Annotated in this window: 18 protein-coding genes; 11 read left to right on the top strand and 7 right to left on the bottom strand. The window is 66.7% G+C overall.

Features of this window, described 5'->3' with window-relative positions:
- Position 1 precedes the first annotated feature (1 nt).
- Both BSY239_RS20030 and BSY239_RS20035 read right to left on the bottom strand, forming a co-directional pair.
- Positions 2 to 1372, bottom strand: a complete 1371-nt coding sequence (locus BSY239_RS20030) for a glutamine synthetase family protein (RefSeq protein ID WP_069048358.1) — start codon at positions 1370 to 1372, stop codon at positions 2 to 4.
- A gap of 47 nt (positions 1373 to 1419) precedes the next feature.
- Positions 1420 to 2229 carry a gamma-glutamyl-gamma-aminobutyrate hydrolase family protein gene (locus BSY239_RS20035; protein WP_069048359.1) on the bottom strand — a complete coding sequence of 270 codons (810 nt, stop codon included), beginning with the start codon at positions 2227 to 2229 and terminating at the stop codon, positions 1420 to 1422.
- A gap of 217 nt (positions 2230 to 2446) precedes the next feature.
- Between BSY239_RS20035 and pdxR the strand changes: the two genes are divergently transcribed.
- Together pdxR and BSY239_RS20045 are read left to right on the top strand one after the other, a co-directional pair.
- Positions 2447 to 3928, top strand: coding sequence for a MocR-like pyridoxine biosynthesis transcription factor PdxR (gene pdxR / locus BSY239_RS20040; RefSeq protein ID WP_069048360.1), 1482 nt, complete (start codon positions 2447 to 2449; stop codon positions 3926 to 3928).
- Positions 3929 to 4075: 147 nt separating this feature from the next.
- Positions 4076 to 5203 carry a beta/gamma crystallin-related protein gene (locus tag BSY239_RS20045; protein ID WP_069048361.1) on the top strand — a complete coding sequence of 376 codons (1128 nt, stop codon included), beginning with the start codon at positions 4076 to 4078 and terminating at the stop codon, positions 5201 to 5203.
- A gap of 7 nt (positions 5204 to 5210) precedes the next feature.
- Here the strand turns inward: BSY239_RS20045 and BSY239_RS20050 are convergent, their stop codons facing one another.
- The 3 genes from BSY239_RS20050 to BSY239_RS20060 all read right to left on the bottom strand — a co-directional run bounded on the left by BSY239_RS20050 (position 5211) and on the right by BSY239_RS20060 (position 8801).
- Positions 5211 to 6515: an NAD(P)/FAD-dependent oxidoreductase gene (locus tag BSY239_RS20050; protein WP_069048362.1), complete on the bottom strand. Its 1305-nt coding sequence runs from the start codon at positions 6513 to 6515 to the stop codon at positions 5211 to 5213.
- 2 nt (positions 6516 to 6517) lie between these two features.
- On the bottom strand, positions 6518 to 7447 hold the full coding sequence (speB, locus tag BSY239_RS20055; protein WP_069048363.1) for an agmatinase: 930 nt from the start codon (positions 7445 to 7447) through the stop codon (positions 6518 to 6520).
- 142 nt (positions 7448 to 7589) lie between these two features.
- Positions 7590 to 8801 (bottom strand): YbfB/YjiJ family MFS transporter, encoded by a 1212-nt coding sequence (locus BSY239_RS20060; protein ID WP_069048364.1) that lies wholly within the window; start codon positions 8799 to 8801, stop codon positions 7590 to 7592.
- Positions 8802 to 8896: 95 nt separating this feature from the next.
- Here BSY239_RS20060 and BSY239_RS20065 point away from each other — a divergent pair, with 95 nt between their 5' ends.
- Positions 8897 to 10297, top strand: a complete 1401-nt coding sequence (locus tag BSY239_RS20065) for an aspartate aminotransferase family protein (RefSeq protein ID WP_069048365.1) — start codon at positions 8897 to 8899, stop codon at positions 10295 to 10297.
- On the opposite strand, the gene BSY239_RS20070 is transcribed toward BSY239_RS20065, so the two are convergent.
- Positions 10245 to 10841: a hemerythrin domain-containing protein gene (locus BSY239_RS20070; RefSeq protein WP_069048366.1), complete on the bottom strand. Its 597-nt coding sequence runs from the start codon at positions 10839 to 10841 to the stop codon at positions 10245 to 10247. The genes BSY239_RS20065 and BSY239_RS20070 overlap by 53 nt on opposite strands.
- Before the next feature lie 94 nt (positions 10842 to 10935).
- Complete coding sequence (locus BSY239_RS20075; RefSeq protein ID WP_069048367.1) at positions 10936 to 13206, bottom strand: heavy metal translocating P-type ATPase; 2271 nt, start codon at positions 13204 to 13206, stop codon at positions 10936 to 10938.
- Between the two features lie 113 nt (positions 13207 to 13319).
- Between BSY239_RS20075 and BSY239_RS20080 the strand changes: the two genes are divergently transcribed.
- The 8 genes from BSY239_RS20080 to infA all read left to right on the top strand — a co-directional run bounded on the left by BSY239_RS20080 (position 13320) and on the right by infA (position 18220).
- Entirely contained in the window at positions 13320 to 13517 is a 198-nt protein-coding gene (locus BSY239_RS20080; RefSeq protein ID WP_069049114.1) for a heavy-metal-associated domain-containing protein, read from the top strand.
- A gap of 5 nt (positions 13518 to 13522) precedes the next feature.
- Positions 13523 to 14044 carry a Cu(I)-responsive transcriptional regulator gene (gene cueR / locus BSY239_RS20085; RefSeq protein ID WP_083240089.1) on the top strand — a complete coding sequence of 174 codons (522 nt, stop codon included), beginning with the start codon at positions 13523 to 13525 and terminating at the stop codon, positions 14042 to 14044.
- A gap of 65 nt (positions 14045 to 14109) precedes the next feature.
- A complete protein-coding gene (locus tag BSY239_RS20090; RefSeq protein WP_069048368.1) occupies positions 14110 to 14676 on the top strand; it encodes a Spy/CpxP family protein refolding chaperone in 567 nt (188 codons plus the stop codon).
- 401 nt (positions 14677 to 15077) lie between these two features.
- Positions 15078 to 15848 carry a septum site-determining protein MinC gene (gene minC, locus BSY239_RS20095; protein WP_069049115.1) on the top strand — a complete coding sequence of 257 codons (771 nt, stop codon included), beginning with the start codon at positions 15078 to 15080 and terminating at the stop codon, positions 15846 to 15848.
- A 33-nt stretch (positions 15849 to 15881) separates the two neighbouring features.
- Complete coding sequence (gene minD, locus BSY239_RS20100) at positions 15882 to 16697, top strand: septum site-determining protein MinD (RefSeq protein WP_069048369.1); 816 nt, start codon at positions 15882 to 15884, stop codon at positions 16695 to 16697.
- Positions 16698 to 16700: 3 nt separating this feature from the next.
- Positions 16701 to 16961, top strand: coding sequence for a cell division topological specificity factor MinE (gene minE / locus BSY239_RS20105; protein ID WP_069048370.1), 261 nt, complete (start codon positions 16701 to 16703; stop codon positions 16959 to 16961).
- A 706-nt stretch (positions 16962 to 17667) separates the two neighbouring features.
- Entirely contained in the window at positions 17668 to 17937 is a 270-nt protein-coding gene (locus tag BSY239_RS20110) for a hypothetical protein (RefSeq protein ID WP_236944110.1), read from the top strand.
- Between the two features lie 28 nt (positions 17938 to 17965).
- Positions 17966 to 18220 carry a translation initiation factor IF-1 gene (gene infA, locus BSY239_RS20115; RefSeq protein ID WP_056265133.1) on the top strand — a complete coding sequence of 85 codons (255 nt, stop codon included), beginning with the start codon at positions 17966 to 17968 and terminating at the stop codon, positions 18218 to 18220.
- Positions 18221 to 18256 lie beyond the last annotated feature (36 nt).

The following is an 18256-nucleotide window of genomic DNA, read 5'->3' on the forward strand; positions in this document are numbered from 1 at the left end:
ATCAGACGTGAAGCAACAGATGCTCGCGTTCCCACGGCGAGATCACCTTCATGAACTCGTCGAACTCCAGCTCCTTGATCTCGGTGTAGATGGTGATGAATTCCTTGCCCAGCACATCGTGCAGGTCGGTCTCGCGGCGCAGCCAGTCGAGCGCCTCACCCAGGCTGCGCGGCAGCGAGTAGGGCGAGAGGTAGGCGTCGCCCTTCATCTCGGGCTTGGGCTTGATCTTGTTCTTCAGGCCCAGGTAGCCACAGGCCAGCGTCATGGCCATGGCCACGTACGGGTTGGCGTCGGCGCCGATCACGCGGTTTTCCACGCGGCGCGCTTCGGGGCTGGAGATCGGCGAGCGGATGCCCACCGTGCGGTTGTCGTGGCCCCATTCGATGTTGATGGGTGCTGCGGTGTGGCGCGAGAGGCGGCGGTAGCTGTTCACGTACGGCGCCACCAGCACCATGGCCGCCGGGATGTAGCGCTGCAGGCCGCCGATGTAGTGGTAGAACGATTCGGACGGCGTGCCGTCGGCGTTGCTGAAGATGTTCTTGCCGGTCTTCTTGTCCAGGATGCTCTGGTGCACGTGCATGGCAGAGCCCGGCTCACCCGCGATCGGCTTGGCCATGAAGGTGGCGTACATGTCGTGGCGCAACGCCGATTCGCGCACCGTGCGCTTGAAGAAGAACACCTCGTCGGCCAGGCCCAGCGGATGGGCGTGGAAGAAGTTGATCTCCATCTGGCCCGCACCCGCCTCGTGGATCAGCGTGTCCACGTTGAGCTTCATCTTGTCGCAGTAGTCGTAGATCTCTTCGAACAGCGGGTCGAACTCGTTGACCGCGTCGATGCTGTAAGACTGGCGCGACGTCTCGGCGCGGCCGCTGCGCCCGATCGGGGGCTTGAGCAGGGTGTTCGGGTCGGTGTTGCGCGCGGTCAGATAAAACTCCAGCTCGGGCGCGACCACCGGGTCCAGGCCCTCGGCATCAAACAGCTCGCACACATGGCGCAACACGCTGCGCGGCGCAAAGGGCACGAGCTTGCCGTCGTGGTCAAAGCAGTCGTGGATCACCTGCGCAGTGGGGTCGGTGGCCCAGGGCACGATGCGGGCGGTGGTCGGGTCCGGGCGCAACTGCATGTCGCGGTCGGTCGGCTCGATCACGTCGTAGTACGGGCCGCTGGCCGGAAACTCGCCCGTCACCCCCATCGCCACGATGGCCTGCGGCAGGCGCATGCCGCGGTCTTCGGTGAACTTCTCGCGCGGCAGGATCTTGCCGCGGGCCACACCGGTCAGGTCGGGCACCAGGCATTCGACCTCGGTCACGCGGTTCTGGTTGAGCCAGAGTTCCAGATCGTTGAAGGTCATTTTTTTGTCGGTGGCTGTCATGTGCCGTCTCCGTTGTGGTCAATGGGAATTTCCAGGGGCATCCAGGGTCAGGCGCTGGAACTGGCCGCGCTGCGGTTCAGGTCGGCGGCCTGCAGGCGCAGGCTGCTGCGCGAACGGCAGGCGCGACCAAAGGCCTCGAAGATGGCGGCGTAGAACGGCGTTTCCCAGCAACGCCATTCGGGGTGGAACTGCACGGCGTAGGCAAAGGTGCGCGCACCGCGCACGCCAAAGGCTTCCACCACCCCATCGGGTGCGTGGGCCAGCGCTTCCAGGCCGTCGGCCAGGCGGTTGATGCCCTGGCCGTGCAGCGAATTCACCTGCGTCTCGGGGCCCCCGGCCCATTGTTCGAACACGCTGCCGGGCGCAAAACGCACACCGTGGCGCGGTGCGTACTGCTCGTCGGGCGGCGCACTTTTGGGCTCGCGGTGGTCCATGAGGCCGGGCACCTCCTGCACGCGCTGGTGCAGCGTGCCGCCCAGGGCCACGTTGATCTCCTGGAAACCGCGGCAGATGCCCAGCAGCGGCACGCCCTCGCGCACGCAGGCCTTCACCAGCGCCAGCGTGAGCAGGTCGCGGTCGGCGTCCAGCGGCAGGGTGGGGTCGGCCACGTCTTCGGCGAAATGGGAGGGGTGCACGTTGGAGGGCGAGCCGGTCAGCATCACCCCGTCCACCAGCGCGAGCAGGTCGCTGATCTGGTCGGTGTCGGCCAGCGGAAACATCACAGGCTGGGCCTGTGCCCCTACCTTGACCGCGCGGGCGTATTTGTCACCCAGCAGCAGGAAGGGCATCTGGTGACCGTGGTCACCCATCAGGCGGTGATCGGCGGGCAGCCAGACCATGCACGGCGGCTTGTTCATGTTCACTCCAAGGCAATGGGGCCCATTGTGGTCACCGAAGTGGATCACAATCAGAGCCAGTTGAGCCCACCCCTTGGTGCCAATTGAAAGCCCCCCCCTGCGCCGCTTTGCGGCTTCCCCCCGGAGGGGGGACCACACCTGCGGCTTGGCAGAGCCAGTTCCGCGGTGTGTCTGGAGGGGGCACGTCGCTCCGGAAACGTTCAGGGAACCCTTTTCAATGCTGTCCGAATTCCTGCTCGCTGAAATGAACCGCCTGGGCACCCAGGACGCGCTGCCGCTGCACCGCCAGCTCTACGAAGCGCTGCGCCGCGCCATGCTCGACGGCAAGCTCGGCGCCGGCGAGCGCCTGCCGTCCAGCCGCGACCTGGCCGAAGACCTTTCGCTCTCGCGCAACACCGTGGTGGCCGCGATCAACCAGCTCAGCGTGGAGGGGTACCTGGCCAGCCGCGTGGGCAGCGGCACCTATGTGAACGACAACGTGCCGCGCGCCGCCCCCGGGCGGGGCGCCCGCAGCGGGGGCCAGCCCGCCACGCTGCAGGCCGGGCGCCTGTCCACCCGCGGCATTGCGCTGTCCACCACCTTTTGCGCCACCGAACTGGAAGTGCAGCCCTTCACGCCCGGCATGGTCGACTTCAGCGCCTTTCCCGTGGCGCTGTGGCAGCGGCTGCAAAACAAACACTGGCGCATGACCTACCCGGACATGCTGGACTACAACACCTCGGGCGGCTACGCGCCGCTGCGCCGCGCCGTGGCCGACTACCTGCGCGTGTTCCGCAGCGTGCACCTGGAGGCCGACCAGGTGGTCATCACCAGCGGCACGCAGCAGTCGCTCGAACTCTGCGCGCGCCTGCTGGCCGACCACGGCGACACGGTCTGGGTGGAAGACCCCGCCTACTGGGGTGCGGTCAAAGCCTTCATGGCCACCGGCCTGGCCATCCACCCGGTGCCGGTGGACGAGCAGGGCATCAGCCCGAGCGCCGGCGACAGCTCCCACCCGCCACGCCTCATCTACGTGACGCCCTCGCACCAGTACCCCACCGGCGCGGTGATGACGCTGCCGCGGCGCCACCAGCTGCTGGCCACGGCGCGGGCGCACGACGCCTGGGTGCTCGAAGACGACTACGACAGCGAATACCGCTTCAGCGGCCCGCCCATCTCCAGCCTCGAAGGCCTGGACACCGACGGCCGTGTGCTCTACATGGGCACCTTCTCCAAGGTGCTCTACCCCGGACTGAAGCTGGGCTATCTGGTGGTGCCCAAACCCCTGGTGGCCGCGTTCAAGCAGGCCCACTACGACCTCAACCGCCCGGGCCAGATGCCGGTGCAGGCCGCGCTCGCGGAGTTCATCGAGATGGGCCATTTCGCGAGCGCCCTGCGCCGCGCCCGGCAGAACTACGCCGAGCGCCGCCAGTGCCTGCTCGAAGCGCTCAAACCGGTGCTCACGCCCGGCGGCCCCTTCATCAGCGGCGCCGAACAAGGCCTGCACCTGTGCCTGCGCCTGCCCGGCGACATCGACGACCAGGCCCTGGCCCAGCGCATCGGCCTGCAAGGCATGACGGTGCGCCCGCTCTCGGTCTACTGCCTGCAGCGCAAGGATCTCAAGGGCCTGGTGATCGGATACGGCTACGCGCCGCTGGCCGACATTGAACGGTGCGGACCGGCGCTGGCCGGCCTGGTGGGGCAGGCGCTGAAGGCCTGAGCGCAGTGCCGCAAATCACGCTTCCCGTATCCGCCGGGTAAAGACCCTGCAAACGCTGGGTTTTGCGACACAGCGGCGTGCGGCAACGCACAGACCACGTTCAGGCCAGCCCCCAATCTCGCCTCCACCCCCACAGGAGACGTTGACATGAAACAGATTTTTGGCCTTTTGCTCACCACCACCGCCGTGGCCTTCAGTGCCCAGGCCATGGCCCAAGCCACCCTTTACGCGAACGACGGCTTCACCGGTCAGTCGGTGCGCATGACCAGCCAGACCTCCAGTCTGAAGCGCCTCAACTTCGACGACCGCGCCTCTTCGGTGGTGGTGGTGGGGAACCGCTGGGAGGTGTGTGAAGGCGACAACTTCAGCGGTCGCTGCACCGTGCTGCGTCCGGGACGCTACCCCGCCCTGTACGACATCGGCCTGGAGGACGGCATCTCCTCGGCGCGCATGATCGCCGCCAACGAGCGGGTGGCCGACAACCGTTACGCAACGCTGCCGGGCGCCGCACCGGCCGCCATGAACATCACGTTCTTTGACGACGAGCGTTTCCAGGGCCGCTCCTACACCGCCACCGGTCAGATCCCGAACCTGCGCCGCACCGGCTTCAACGAGCGCGCTTCGTCGGCTGTGGTCTCGGGCGAGCGCTGGGAGGTCTGTGAAAAGAACCGCTACAAGGGCGAGTGCATGGTGCTGCGTCCGGGGCAATACCCGTCGCTCGTCTCGATGGGTCTGAGCGGCGAGATCACCTCGGTGCGCGTGCTGGCACGCAACGCCCGCGTGGCAGACAACCGCTATGCGCCCGCACCCATGCAGGCCTTTGATGCCCGTCGCCGCAACGGTGAGCGTCTGTATGAAGCCGACATCACGTCCTCACGCGCCGTGCTGGCCACCTCGGGCCAACGCTGCTGGGTCGAGAGCACGCAGGTGCCGGCCGAGCGCAGCGGCGCCAACATTCCCGGCGCCGTGGTGGGCGCACTGCTCGGCGGCATCCTGGGTCACCAGGTCGGCAACGGTTCGGGCCAGGACCTCGCCACCGTGGGCGGTGTGGTGGCCGGCGGCGCCTTCGGCGCGCAGTTCGGCCGCGACGGCAAGCCCACAACGCAGGACGTGCAGCGCTGTGAAGCCGTGCCCGGCGGCGCACAACCCGCGTACTGGGACGTGACCTACAACTTCAAGGGCATCGACCACCGCGTGCAGATGGCGTCAGCACCCGGCAACCGCATCACCGTGAACGAACGCGGCGAGCCGCGCGAGCAAGACCAGCAGCGCTGAACCCGGCTCAGAGCGCATCGCGCAAGCGGTGCCAGAGCATGCCCAGCGCCAGGCTGGGCGTTCGCAGCAGCGGCCCACCGGGAAACCGGTGGTGCTGCAGCCGCGCGAACACATCGAAGCGCCCGGCCTGCCCGGCCACCGCTTCGGCCACCAGCTGCCCCGCCAGCCCGGTGAGCGCCACGCCGTGGCCACTGAAGCCCTGCAGGTAGTAGACGTTGTCACCCAGCCGCCCGAAATCGGGCGCGCGGTTCATGCTGATGTCCACGAACCCGCCCCACACGAATTCGATCGGTGTCTGCGCCAGCGCCGGGAACACGTCACCCATGCGCTGCGCCATCACGCGTGAGAGGTTCGCAGGGGTGCGCGTGGTGTAGCTCACGCGCCCACCGAACAGCATGCGGTGGTCGGCGCTGAAGCGGAAATAGTCGAGCACGAAGTTGTTGTCGCACACCGCCGCGTTGCGCGGGATCAGGCGCGCGCAGAGGTCGGGGTCCAGCGGGGCCGTGCCCACGATGTAGGTGCCCACCGGCATGATGCGCGGCGCGATGTCGGGCGCGACCAAAGGGCCGTATTCGGGCAGCATGCAGTTGCCCGCGAGCACGGCGAAACGCGCCGTCACCTGGCCCTGCGCGGTGCGGGCCACCAGCGTGGCGCCGCGTTGCAGGCCGGTCACCGCCGAGTGTTCGAAGATGCGCACGCCGGCGGCCTGTGCGGCACGCGCCAGACCCAAGGCGTACTTCAGCGGGTGCAGATGGCCCGAACGCTGCTCGCGCGCCGCGGCCACATACCTCGGGCTGTTGATCAGGCGCGGCAGGTCGGCCCCTTCGGCCCAGTCCACGTCGATGCCGCGCCGCTGCAGGCCTTCCATTTCCTCCTGCAGGGCGTGGCGCTTGCGCGCCGAGTCGGCCACGTACACGTAGCCGTTGACCCGGTCGCAATCGATGCCGTGCTGCGCGATGCGCGCATCGATCAGGTCGATGGCCTCCAGCGACATGTCCCACGCGCGCTGGGCATCGAGCGCGCCCAGCTGTTCTTCAAACGGCTCCTGGCCGCTGGCATAGCCCACGATGGTCTGGCCGCCGTTGCGACCACTCGCGCCGCTGCCGATGCGATCGGCCTCCAGCACCACCACGGAGAGCCCGCGCTGCGCGAGTTCGAGCGCGGCACTCAGGCCGCTGAAGCCTGCACCCACCACCACCACGTCGACGTTCAGCGATTCGGCCAACGCGGGACACGCGGCCAGTCGTTCCACGCTCGCTTCGTAATAACTCTTCTGGTTGAGCTGGGTGTCCGACCCGATCAGCGAGGCCATGTTCAGGCTCCCCGGCGTTTGGCGACCTGGCCGCTCAGGTAGGTCCACACGAAGGTGGCCGCGGCGTTGCTGGTGAGCTCGGCGTGGTCGTAGGCCGGAGCGACCTCCACGCAGTCCATGCCCACCCAGTTCAGGTCGGCCAGTTCTTCCAGCAGGGTCAGCACCTGCGAACTCGTCATGCCGCCGGGCTCGGGCGTGCCGGTGCCGGGAGCGAAGGCCGGGTCCAGGCAGTCGATGTCCAGCGTGAGGTACACCGGCCGCTGGCCGATGCGTGCGCGGATCGCGTCGATGGTGGGCTTCAGGCCCGCACCGTCGAGCCCACGCAAGGCGCGCGCCGTGAAGATCTGCCCACCTTGGTCGGCCACATATTCGCGCGCTGCGCGCTCCCCACTGGAGCGGATGCCGATCTGCACCGTGTGGGCCGCACTCACAAGGCCTTCCTGCAAGGCCTCAAACGTCCAGGTGCCGTGGCCCGAGGGCTCGCCGAAATGGTCGCTCCAGGTGTCGCAATGCGCATCGAAATGGACGAGCGCCAACGGCTCGCCGCCGTGCCGCGCTTTCAAGGTGCGCAGCAGCGACAGCGTCACCGAATGGTCACCCCCGAGAAACACGCAGTGGTGCTGCGCCATGAGCGCGGCGGCCTGCGCTTCGATGTGGCGGCGCACCTCGGACAGTGGCGAGGCGTTGGGCAGACGCATGTCGAGCGCGTCGCCCAGGTGGTCCAGCGGCGACACGTTGAACACCGGATGGATGCCGTCGCACAGCATCAGGCTGGCCGCGCGAATGGCCTGCGGGCCGAAACGCGCGCCGGGACGGTTGGTCACCACGCCGTCGAAGGGCACCCCGGCGACCGCGAACGGCTGGTTGGCCAGCGGCGCGCAGCCCATGAAACGGTTGCTGTTGTTGGCGTAAGCGAACTGACCCATGGCCATGCTTGGTCCTCGGTGGGGTGGGGCGAATTGGAGCCAGAAGATACCCCCGGGGGGGCGGGGTCGTGAGTCCAATTCGGCCGGGCGAACGGCGTCCACCGCAGCGCCCCGCGCGGCAAGGCCGCCGGCGCCTCAGCCCAGCCCTTCACAGCGCGCGCTGGCGCAACGCCAACACCGCACCGATCCACAACGCCACGGCTGAAAACACCAGGCCTTCGCGCAAGCCCTGCGCACCACTGGATCCGTCGGCGATGAAGCCCACCACCGTGGGCCCCACGATCTGCCCGGCCGCGAACACGATGGTGAAGGCACTGATGCCCGCGGCCCACTGGGCGGGCGGCAGGTTGTGCCGCACCAGCGCTGTGGTGGAGGCCACCACCGACAGAAACACACCACCAAACAGCAGGCCCGAGGCGATCACCAGCGGCGGCCAACTGGTGAGCGCCGGCACGATGGCGGCCACGCCCAGCAGGGCGTTCAACCGCGCCAGCGCCTGGCCGTTGCGGTGGCGGTCCAGCAAGCCCGCCCAGATGCGCGAGGAAGCAATCACCGCCACACCGAGCAGGGCGTAGAACGTGGTGATGGCGGCCGACGAACTGCCCTGCTCGCGCAGCAGCGCGATCACGAAGGTCATGTAGCCGATGTAGCCCACGCCGAAGCCGGCATAGCCCGCGAGCGCAAACGCAAAGTCGCGCACCCGGAACACGCGGGCAGGGCCCGCCGCCGAGCTGGCAGTCGGCGCGGCTTGGTTCGCCAGCACACGCGCTGGCCAGGCCATGAGGGCGGTGGCCAGCAGGCACACCAGCGCCAGCGCCCACCAGGCCCAGGCCCAGCCGTGCGGCTGCTGCGCGGCAGCGGCCAGCACCGGCGGCACGCCCAGCGCCGTGATCACGATGCCCAGCCCCGTGCCGCCGTAATAGATGCCGAGCAGAAAGCCGCTGCGCTGCGGCTGGCGCGCGCCCAGCCGTGCCGCGAGCAGCCCACCCGCAATGAACACCAGCGCACTCGCCACACCGGCCAGCAAACGCTGCGCGAGCAGGGGCGCGGCGGCCGTGAAGAACCCGCTCAAGGCCATGAACAGCGACGCCCCGAGCGAGCCCGCGATCAACAGCCCGGTGGGCGAAAACCGCCGCATCAGCCACGGCGTGGCGAGCGCACCGATGAGGTAACCCACGGCGTTGAAGGTGTTCATCGCGCCGGCCAGCGTGTAGCTCCAGCCGAGGTCGTCGCGCATGGGCGGCAGCAGCAGGCCGTAGGCAAAGCGCGTGATGCCCAGCGAGACGGCTGCACCGAGCGACAAGGCGAGCGCCAGACGGATGTAAGGCGTGGGGTCGGTGGTGGGTTCCGGGCGGTTCATGGCCGGGCCATTGTCGGTGCCAATTCCGTGCGCGCGGAGCCCACCACTGCGCCGTGGGCGACAACGAACACCGTGCCCGGCTTAAGCTGGACGCCATGAACGACCTTGCCCCCGACACCCTGCGCGCCCTGCAGCACACCGAGCGTGAGCGCTTCATCAACAGCCATCCGCAGTCGATGGCGCTGGCCCGCGCCGCACAGCAGCACTACCTCTTCGGCGTGCCATTGCACTGGATGCGCGACTGGCCCAGCCCGGCCACGCTCTTCGTGGCGCAGGCGCAGGGCGCCACGCTCACCTGCGCCGACGGTGTGCATTACGCCGACTTCTGTCTGGGCGACACCGGTGCCATGTTCGGCCACAGCCCGGCGCCGCTGGCCCAGGCCATCGCCGCGCAAGCCGCACGCGGCCTCACCTGCATGCTGCCCGCCACCAACGCGGCCACCGTGGGCGAGGCGCTTTCAGACACCTTCGACCTGCCCATGTGGCAGATGGCCCTGTCGGCCAGCGACGCCAACCGCTTTGTGCTGCGCTGGGCGCGCGCCATCACCGGCCGCCCCCAGCTGCTGGTGTTCGACGGCTGTTACCACGGTGCGGTGGACGACACGCTGGTCGACATGGACGCGGTCACGGGCGGCACGCTGCCGCGCAGTTCCGTCCTGGGTCAGGTGCACAACCACGCGGCCTTCACGCGCGTGGTGCCGTTCAACGACCTGGCTGCGCTGGAAGCCGCCTTGAAACAGGGCGACGTGGCCTGCCTGCTGGCCGAGCCCGCCCTCACCAACTTCGGCCTGGTGCCGCCCGAGCCCGGCTACTGGGCACAAGCCCGCGCGTTGTGCCGCACCCACGGCGCGCTCTTCGTCTGCGACGAGACCCACACCATCTCCACGGCGCTCGGCGGCTACGCGCGTGACCATGGGCTGGAGCCGGACTTCATGGTGATCGGCAAGGCCGTGGCCGGCGGACTGCCCTGCGCGGTGTACGGCTTCACGCACGCCGTGGCCGAGCGCATGGTGCAGGCCAAAAACGCCGCGCCTGAAGGCCACAGCGGCATCGGCACCACGCTCGCGGGCAATGCGCTCACGCTGGCCGCGCTGCAGGCCTCGCTGGAGCACCTGCACACCGCGGCGAACTACGCGCACATGATCGATCTGGCCACGGTGTTGGAGCAGGGCTTGCGAGGCCGCATCGCAGCCGCAGAGCAGCCATGGACCGTCACCCGGCTGGGCGCACGCATGGAGCTGCAGTTCATGCCGCACACCCCACGCAGCGTGCAGGACGTGCGCGATCACGCACAGGGCGAACTCGAAGCGCTCACGCACCTCTTCATGCTCAACCGCGGCGTGTTGCTCACACCCTTCCACAGCATGATGCTGATCTCACCCGCCACCACCTCGGACGACGTGGCGCGGCTGCTGGCTGTGTTCGACGAACTGCTCGTCGCGCTCAAGACTCCCCGAGTCCCACAGGCGCCGGCGCACGCATCACGATCCGCGTGAAGAGCCGGTCGAACTGCGGATCGCGAGCACCTTTTTCGTTGAGCGGATCGCGGTGCGTGGCAAAGGCCACATTGAGTGCGTGCCAGTCGGCGTCCGTCAGGCTTTTCTCGGCCTCGGGCAACAACACGGTTTCTTCCAACCGCATGTGCTCCAGGTAGAACTGCACATAACGCGTTGCATCCGCCTCAAAGGCCGCGCGGCGCGTTTCGCCCAGGTACTCCCAAGCCATCAGCAGGTGCATGAGTTCGCGCACGCGCACCTCGCCGCTCATGTGGTCGCTCTCCAGCCGCTCGATGGTGGCCATCACGTGCGGTGCCACGCGCGCAATGCGCGGGAACAACAGATCGGATTCCTTGGGGTGGTGCAGCTTCTCGGGGAACTCGTCGATGTAGAACAGCATGGCGCGCAGCACGTCGAAGTACTGTTCGGGCGCGTGTTTTCCGTCGGCGTCCGGCCCACGCTGGATCATCTGCAGCATCGACTTCAGCATGGCCGCCAGGCTGGCGTGTTCGTCGCGGATCACGCGCAGGGCAGAGTGGTGCATGGGGTGTCTCCTCGGGCCTCGTTCGGGTCGCGCAAGCTTCGCTCAAGGGCACACAAAACGCATTGACCTGCATCAACAAGCGGCACAGCCCCGCTCAGCGTTGCGGCGGTTTCCAGCGTTTGAGCAGCAAGGCGTTGCTCACCACGCTCACCGAGCTCAGCGCCATGGCCGCACCCGCCACCACCGGGCTCAGGAAGCCGAGAGCAGCCAATGGAATGCCGGCCACGTTGTACGCAAAGGCCCAGAACAGGTTCTGCCGGATCTTGCTCACCGTGCGACGCGAAATGTCGAGTGCCGCCGCCACCATCAACGGGTCGCCCCGCATCAGCGTGATGCCGGCGGCGTGCATGGCCACGTCCGAGCTGCCGCCCTGGCTGTGGCTCATGGCCATGCCGACGTCGGCAGCGGCCAATGCGGGCGCGTCGTTCACGCCGTCACCGATCATGGAGACGACGTGGCCCCCTTCTTTCAATCGCTTGACCACCGCCGCCTTGTCGCCCGGCAACACTTCTGCAATCACTTCGCCATCGTCGGCCCGCAGACCCAGTCGCGCGGCCATGGCCATCGCCGCACCCTGGTTGTCGCCCGACACCATGAACAGCCGCATGCCGGCGGCGCGCAACTCTGCAATGGCAGCGGCTGCGCCAGCCTTGGGCTCGTCACCGAACGCCAGCAAGGCCAACGGTGACCACACCGTGCTGCCGGCGGTTTGACTGACCAGCGCCGACACCGTCGATCCCTGTTGCTGCAGGTCCTGTGCACGCGCAGCAAGAAGACCCAAATCCACCTTGAGCTCTTCCATCCAGCGCAAGCTGCCCAGCGCCAACCGACTGCCCTGCACCATGCCCTGGCTGCCGCGACCCGACACCGCCTGCACATCGCTGGCCGCATCCGCTTGCACGGTCAGAGCGCGGGCAGCGGCGGCTTCCACCACGGCCCGCGCCAGCGGATGGGCGCTCTGCGCCTGCAGCGCCGCTGCGGCCTGCAGCACCGCCAGTTCGTCCACACCCGCCGCCGCCTCGATCACCAGCAAACGCGGATGACCCTCGGTCAACGTGCCCGTCTTGTCAAAGGCCACGGTGTCGACCTTGTGCGCGATCTCCAGCGCCTGCGCGTCCTTGATCAGGATGCCATGTTTCGCCGCCACGCCGGTTCCCGCCATGATCGCTGCCGGCGTGGCCAGACCCAGGGCACACGGGCAGGCGATCACCAGCACCGCCACCGCGTGGATCAGCGCCTCCTCCATGGGTGCACCGGTCCACAGCCAACCCAGCATCGTGACCAGTGCAATGACGAGCACCACCGGCACGAACACCGCGGCCACCTGGTCCACCAGACGCTGCACCGGCGCCTTGCCGGCCTGCGCGTCCTGCACCAGCGCAATGATCTGCGCGAGCACGCTCTGCGCTCCGATGGCGCGCACCTTCACTTCGACGGCACCTTCGCCATTGAGCGAACCGCCCGTGACGCCATCGCCCACGTCCTTGGGCACCGGCATGGCCTCCCCGGTGAGCATGGATTCATCTGCCTGCGTGCTGCCCTGCACCACCGTGCCGTCGGCTGCAAATCGCTCGCCCGGCAACACCCGCACCACATCACCCGGCAGCAGTTCGTCCACCGACACATCGGTGATCTCCGTGCGGCGAATGCCGTCGGGCAGCAGGTGGGCGCGTTCAGGACGCAAGGACTGCAGGGCACGGATGGCGCTGGTGGTCTGGCGCTTGGCGCGCGCTTCCAGCCACTTGCCCAGCAGCACCAGCGTGATCACCACCGCCGACGCCTCGAAGTACAGGTGCAGCATCTCGCCGGGCTCCGAACGCCACCACAACCAGGTGGACAGCGCCCAGGCTGCGGTGGTGCCGATCGACACCAGCAGTTCCATGTTGCCGGTGCGCGCCTTGAGCGCGTGCCAACCCGCGCGGTAGAAGCGCGCACCCAACACAAACTGCACCGGCGTGGCCAGCACGAACTGCATCCATGCCGACAACATCCAGTGTTGGCCGAACAGGTCACCCACCATGGGCAGCACCAGCGGGGCCGACAGCACGATGCCGATCAACACCGGCAGGAAGTCGACCGAAATGCCCATCCAGCGTTTTTCAGCGGCTGCGTCCATGGCTTCCATGGAACGCGGTTCGTAGCCCGCGTCACGCACCGCGCGTTTGATGCGCGCCAGCGATTCCGGCGTTTCACCGTCCGCCAAGAGCACCCGTGCCGATTCGGTGGCCAGGTTCACCGTGGCCTCGGACACGCCGGGTTGTTTCTTCAAAGCCTTCTCCACGCGCAAAACGCAGGAAGCGCAGGTCATGCCCCCAATGCCCAGGTCGATCTGGGCGGAGGCAACGGATGAGGTGATCGTGTTCATGAACGCAGCATAGGCTTTACCACCATGGGAAGGTCAAGCACCACGCTTCGCTTGACCTTCACACGGTGTCAAGGATGACAATGGATTTTTCACAATCCTTTCAAGGAAACACCATGAACGAAGTCTTCACCGTGCAAGGCATGACCTGCGGCCACTGCGAAAAAGCCGTGACCACCGCCATCAAGCTGGTCGATCCTCAGGCGCAGGTCACCATCGACCGGGCCAACAACCGTGTGGAGGTCAACACCACCCAGCCCCGCGACACCGTGGCAGAAGCCATTCGCGAAGAGGGTTACCAGGTGGCGGCCTGAACACCATGACGGACGTCGACATCGACCGGCTCACACGCTGGCCCGTCAACATCGGCAAAGCCGCCGAACTCAGTGGCATCTCGCCCAAGATGCTGCGCCACTACGAAGCCCTGGGCCTGCTGGGTGATGTGGTGCGCACCGACAGCAACTACCGCCAGTACAGCCTGGCCGACGTGCATTCGCTGCGCTTCATCCGCCGATCGCGCGACATGGGCTTTGGCCTGGACGCCATCGCAGAGCTGGTGAGCCTCTGGCACAACCGCAAACGCAGCAGCGCCAGCGTCAAGCGCATCACGCAGAAGCACCTGGACGAACTCGCCCAGCGCATCGAGGCCTTGCAAGCCATGCAGCGCACGCTGGCAGGTCTCATGAACGTGTGCCCGGGCGACGGGAGGCCCGACTGTCCCATCCTGGACGACCTGGCGCATCCGTCGGAACCCCTCGAAGGCAACCAGAAAAGCGGCACAAAACTTTACAAGCCCGCCACATCGTCCGCACCGCGCAGAAACACCCTCCGACCACACTGAAGCCATTCCACAGCCCACCGACCCAAGCTGTGGTGACTCTTCCTCAACGGTCACAAGGAGTGAACATGACATCGATTCCCAAGCGTGCCCTGATGGCTGCCGCCCTGGCAGCGGCTTTTGCCGGCCTCTCGGCCACCGCCATTGCCCAGAACACCACGGCAGCTCCCGCAGCACCGGCCACCACCCAACAGGCCCAGGAAGGCGCCAAAGAAGGCCAGCGCGACGCCAGACGCGCCGAGCGCATGGTCAGGATGCAGCAACGCATGGCCGAGCGACAGGCGGCCCTCAAGGCCGAACTGAAGATCACCGCCAAGCAGGAGCCCGCCTGGAACGCCTTTGTGGCGCGCACCGCACCGGAAGCCCGCCCGGCGCGCCAGGGCCCGCGCGAAGACTGGTCCAAGCTGACCACGCCGCAACGGCTGGACAAGATGGCGTCCATGAAGGTCGAACGCGATGCCCGCATGACCCAGCGCCATGACGCGATCAAGAGCTTCTACGCGGCGCTCGATGTCGAGCAACAGAAAGTGTTCGACGCCAAACAGATGCAGGGTTTTCAGCGCGCCGGCATGAAAGGCCACGGCAAACACCACCACCACGGTGGCGGCCACCACCGCATGGGCGGCCCGGTCTGATCGGCTGCCAAAGCTGTTGCCTTCCGTGTTTCTTGTTCTTATAGATTCATTTAATTCAAGATAGCAGTAGTAGTAGAGGGCGCTGTCCACTGTGGACAAGCGCCCTTTCTCTTGTCCGATCAAGGACTTGCAGTCATTCAAACGCTGTGTGGAGTACCCCGGGCCTGCTCAAGCGAAAAAAGGACAACTGCCCCAAACGCACGACGCCTGTGGATAAGTCATGGCTTGTTCAAAAGATATGCACAGGGTTGTTGAGCAAGCCTCGGAAACATGCCCTGACACCTGGGCACACGCGCTTGCCGATCGGTCGCAGCCCGGCTGTTAAACTGCGCCGCTTCACGACCGCCCCGGTGCTGCGCACCGCCCGCGTCGACCGCCTTTTTTGTGAGCCTGTTTCGCCCATGTCTGTTGCCCTCGCAGGAAACGCGCCCACCACATTCGAAATCAAGAGCGCGCACCTGCCCCTGGTGGCGCTCATGCTCAAGTCGTCCGACCTGGACCGCCTGGCGCAGGAGCTGACCCAGCGCTTCGGCGACATGCCCGACTTCTTTGACAACGATCCACTGGTCATCGACCTGCACCCCCTGAACGTCGCAGAAGCCAACGCCCTGCCCGACTTCGGCGCCTTGCAGACGCTGTTGCGCCAATACCGTTTGATGCCGTTGGCGGTGCGCGGTGGCACCATCGAACAGACCCGGCTGGCCCTGGCAGCCGGTCTCACCAATGCACCCGATGCGTCGGTCCAGCGTGCTGCGCCCGCTGTGCAGCCCACCGAGATCGCCGCTGTCCAGGAACCCGTGGCGGCTTCGGCACCCGCGCCGTCGCCCGGCGCCCTGGTGATCGACAAGCCCTTGCGTTCGGGCCAGCAGGTTTACGCGCGTGGCCGTGATCTGGTGGTCATGGCCATGGTCAATCCCGGCGCCGAAGTCATTGCCGACGGCCATATCCATGTGTACGCACCGTTGCGCGGCAAGGCCATCGCCGGTGCGCGCGGCAACGCCGACGCACGCATCTTTGCACTCGGCATGGCGCCCGAATTGATATCGATTGCCGGCATCTACCGCACCAGCGAGGTCGCCCTGCCCGATTCGATCCAGGGCAAGACGGCGCAGGTGCGCCTCGTGCCCGGACCCGATGGCGACAAGCTCCTGATCGAGGCCATCGGCGCCTGATCCCTCCATTTTTCGAACAGAAGGACCTTCACCATGACCAAAATCGTTGTCGTCACCTCCGGCAAGGGCGGTGTGGGCAAAACCACCACCAGCGCCAGCTTTGCCTCCGGCCTCGCCCTGCGTGGCCACAAGACCGCCGTGATCGACTTCGACGTCGGCCTGCGTAACCTCGACCTGATCATGGGCTGCGAACGCCGCGTGGTGTACGACCTGATCAACGTGATCCAGGGCGAAGCCAACCTGAACCAGGCGTTGATCAAGGACAAGCAGTGCGACAACCTCTTCGTTCTGGCCGCCAGCCAGACGCGCGACAAGGATGCGCTGAGCCAGGAGGGCGTGCACAAGGTGCTGACCGACCTGTCCGCCATGGGCTTCGAGTACATCGTGTGCGATTCGCCCGCCGGCATCGAGACCGGTGCGTTGATGGCCATGCATTACGCCGACGAAGCACTCATCGTCACCAACCCCGAAGTCTCCAGCGTGCGCGATTCCGACCGCATCCTGGGCATGCTGGGCAGCAAGACCCAACGCGCGATTGAAGGCAAGGAACCCATCAAGGAACACCTGCTGATTACGCGCTACAACCCGACGCGCGTGGCCGACGGCCAGATGCTCAGCCTGGAAGACATTCAGGACATCCTGCGCATCAAGCTCATCGGCGTGATCCCCGAGAGCGAAAACGTGCTGACCGCGTCCAACCAGGGCACGCCGGCCATCCACCTCAAGGGCACTGACGTGGCCGAGGCCTACAGCGACGTGATCGACCGTTTCCTCGGGGCCGACAAGCCGCTGCGTTTCATCGAGGCCGAAAAGGCCGGTTTCTTCAAACGCCTGTTCGGGGGGAAATGACGCATGTCGATCTTTTCCTTTCTGCTCGGCGAGAAGAAAAAAACCGCCAGCGTCGCCAAGGAGCGGCTGCAGATCATCCTGGCGCACGAGCGCAGCGGCCGCAGTGCATCCGAGCCGGACTATCTGCCCGCCTTGCAGCGTGAACTGGTCGCGGTGATCAGCAAGTACATCAAGATCAACCCGGACGACATCAAGGTCCAGCTCGACCGCCAGGACAACCTGGACGTGCTCGAAGTCAAGATCGAGTTGCCTGACCGCAAGTAACGGCGCGATCGCACGTCGATCCAGCGTGCTGCCGGGCTTGTTCAGCAGCACGCAACGCCTGAAGCGCCCGTTGTTCAAGGTGCGCCCTCCGACTGGGTCTCGTGCAACGTCATTGGTGAGGTGCTGTATTCAGCAAGTGGCTGCCCGGAGAACACCGCAGCCACGCGTCCACCTGACCCACCGCTGCGGCAGCCATCTCGGATCCCAAGCGCCGCTGTGGTGACCCTCTTCCACTGCAAGGCATACAGCGGCGGGACATTTTGGGCGAACACGCACTGCAACCAACACAAGGCCACCCGGGATCGCCAGTTCGCGTTGCGCTGTTGAAGCTTTCGCCCGCGCGCTTCTGAAGCACGGCAGGATGCTGCGCACCGTGATATCATGCGCGGTCGCCTTGAGCGACCAGCCGCGTCCAAGCCTTCGGGCCCAAATGCACCGCCCCCGGCAGAGGGGCTGCTGGTCCAGCCCCTACAAGGTGCGCCACCCCGCTCTCTCACAGCACCGTGGCCTTTCCCTCCCTGCCTTGCCTGAACCCCTGCCGTGGTTCGTGCGCCGGTCCCGGTCGATTGTTTCTTGCATCGACCCGTGTCCGGATCAGGCGGTGAGACACCCCGGCGCTGGGGCTGCCAATGGTTCCTGATTTTTTGATTCGGGTCTTTCCGACGCAGTGGCGAACGCCACGCGCCCCGACCCCACGATGTTTTTGATGATTCACACGATTTCCACGATTCCGACAACGATTCCCTCCCCGCTCACCCTGGGCAAGTACCGCATCGCGGCTCTGCCGCGCCCCCTGCCTTGCGGCCAGTTCGCCGCCCAGGTGTCGATTGCCAGCGGTGCCGGCAGCGCGTCCACCGCACGTGTCATGCGCTTTGACAGCGCCTTCCCCACCCACGCCGCCGCGGCCGACTACGGCCTGGCGCAGGGCATCGACTGGGTGCACGACACCACCCGTCTGGCGGCCCGCCCGAACTGACCGATACACTTCAAGCAAAGGAAACACCATGGCCAAAGAAGAACTGATCGACATGATGGGCATCGTCAACGAGGTGCTGCCCGACACGCGCTTTCGTGTGACGCTGGACAACGGTCACCAGCTGATTGCCTATTCCGCCGGCAAGATGAAGAAAAACCACATCCGCATCCTTGCGGGTGACCGGGTCTCGCTCGAACTCTCGCCCTACGACCTGACCAAGGGCCGCATCAACTTCCGCCACATCGAAGGCCGCGGCCCGATGGTGCCGCGCAAGCCGCGCTGATCTTGTCTTGAGTTGGTGATGACAGCGCCCGGGCCG

The organism is Hydrogenophaga sp. RAC07 (assembly GCF_001713375.1).
GTDB lineage: Bacteria > Pseudomonadota > Gammaproteobacteria > Burkholderiales > Burkholderiaceae_C > Hydrogenophaga.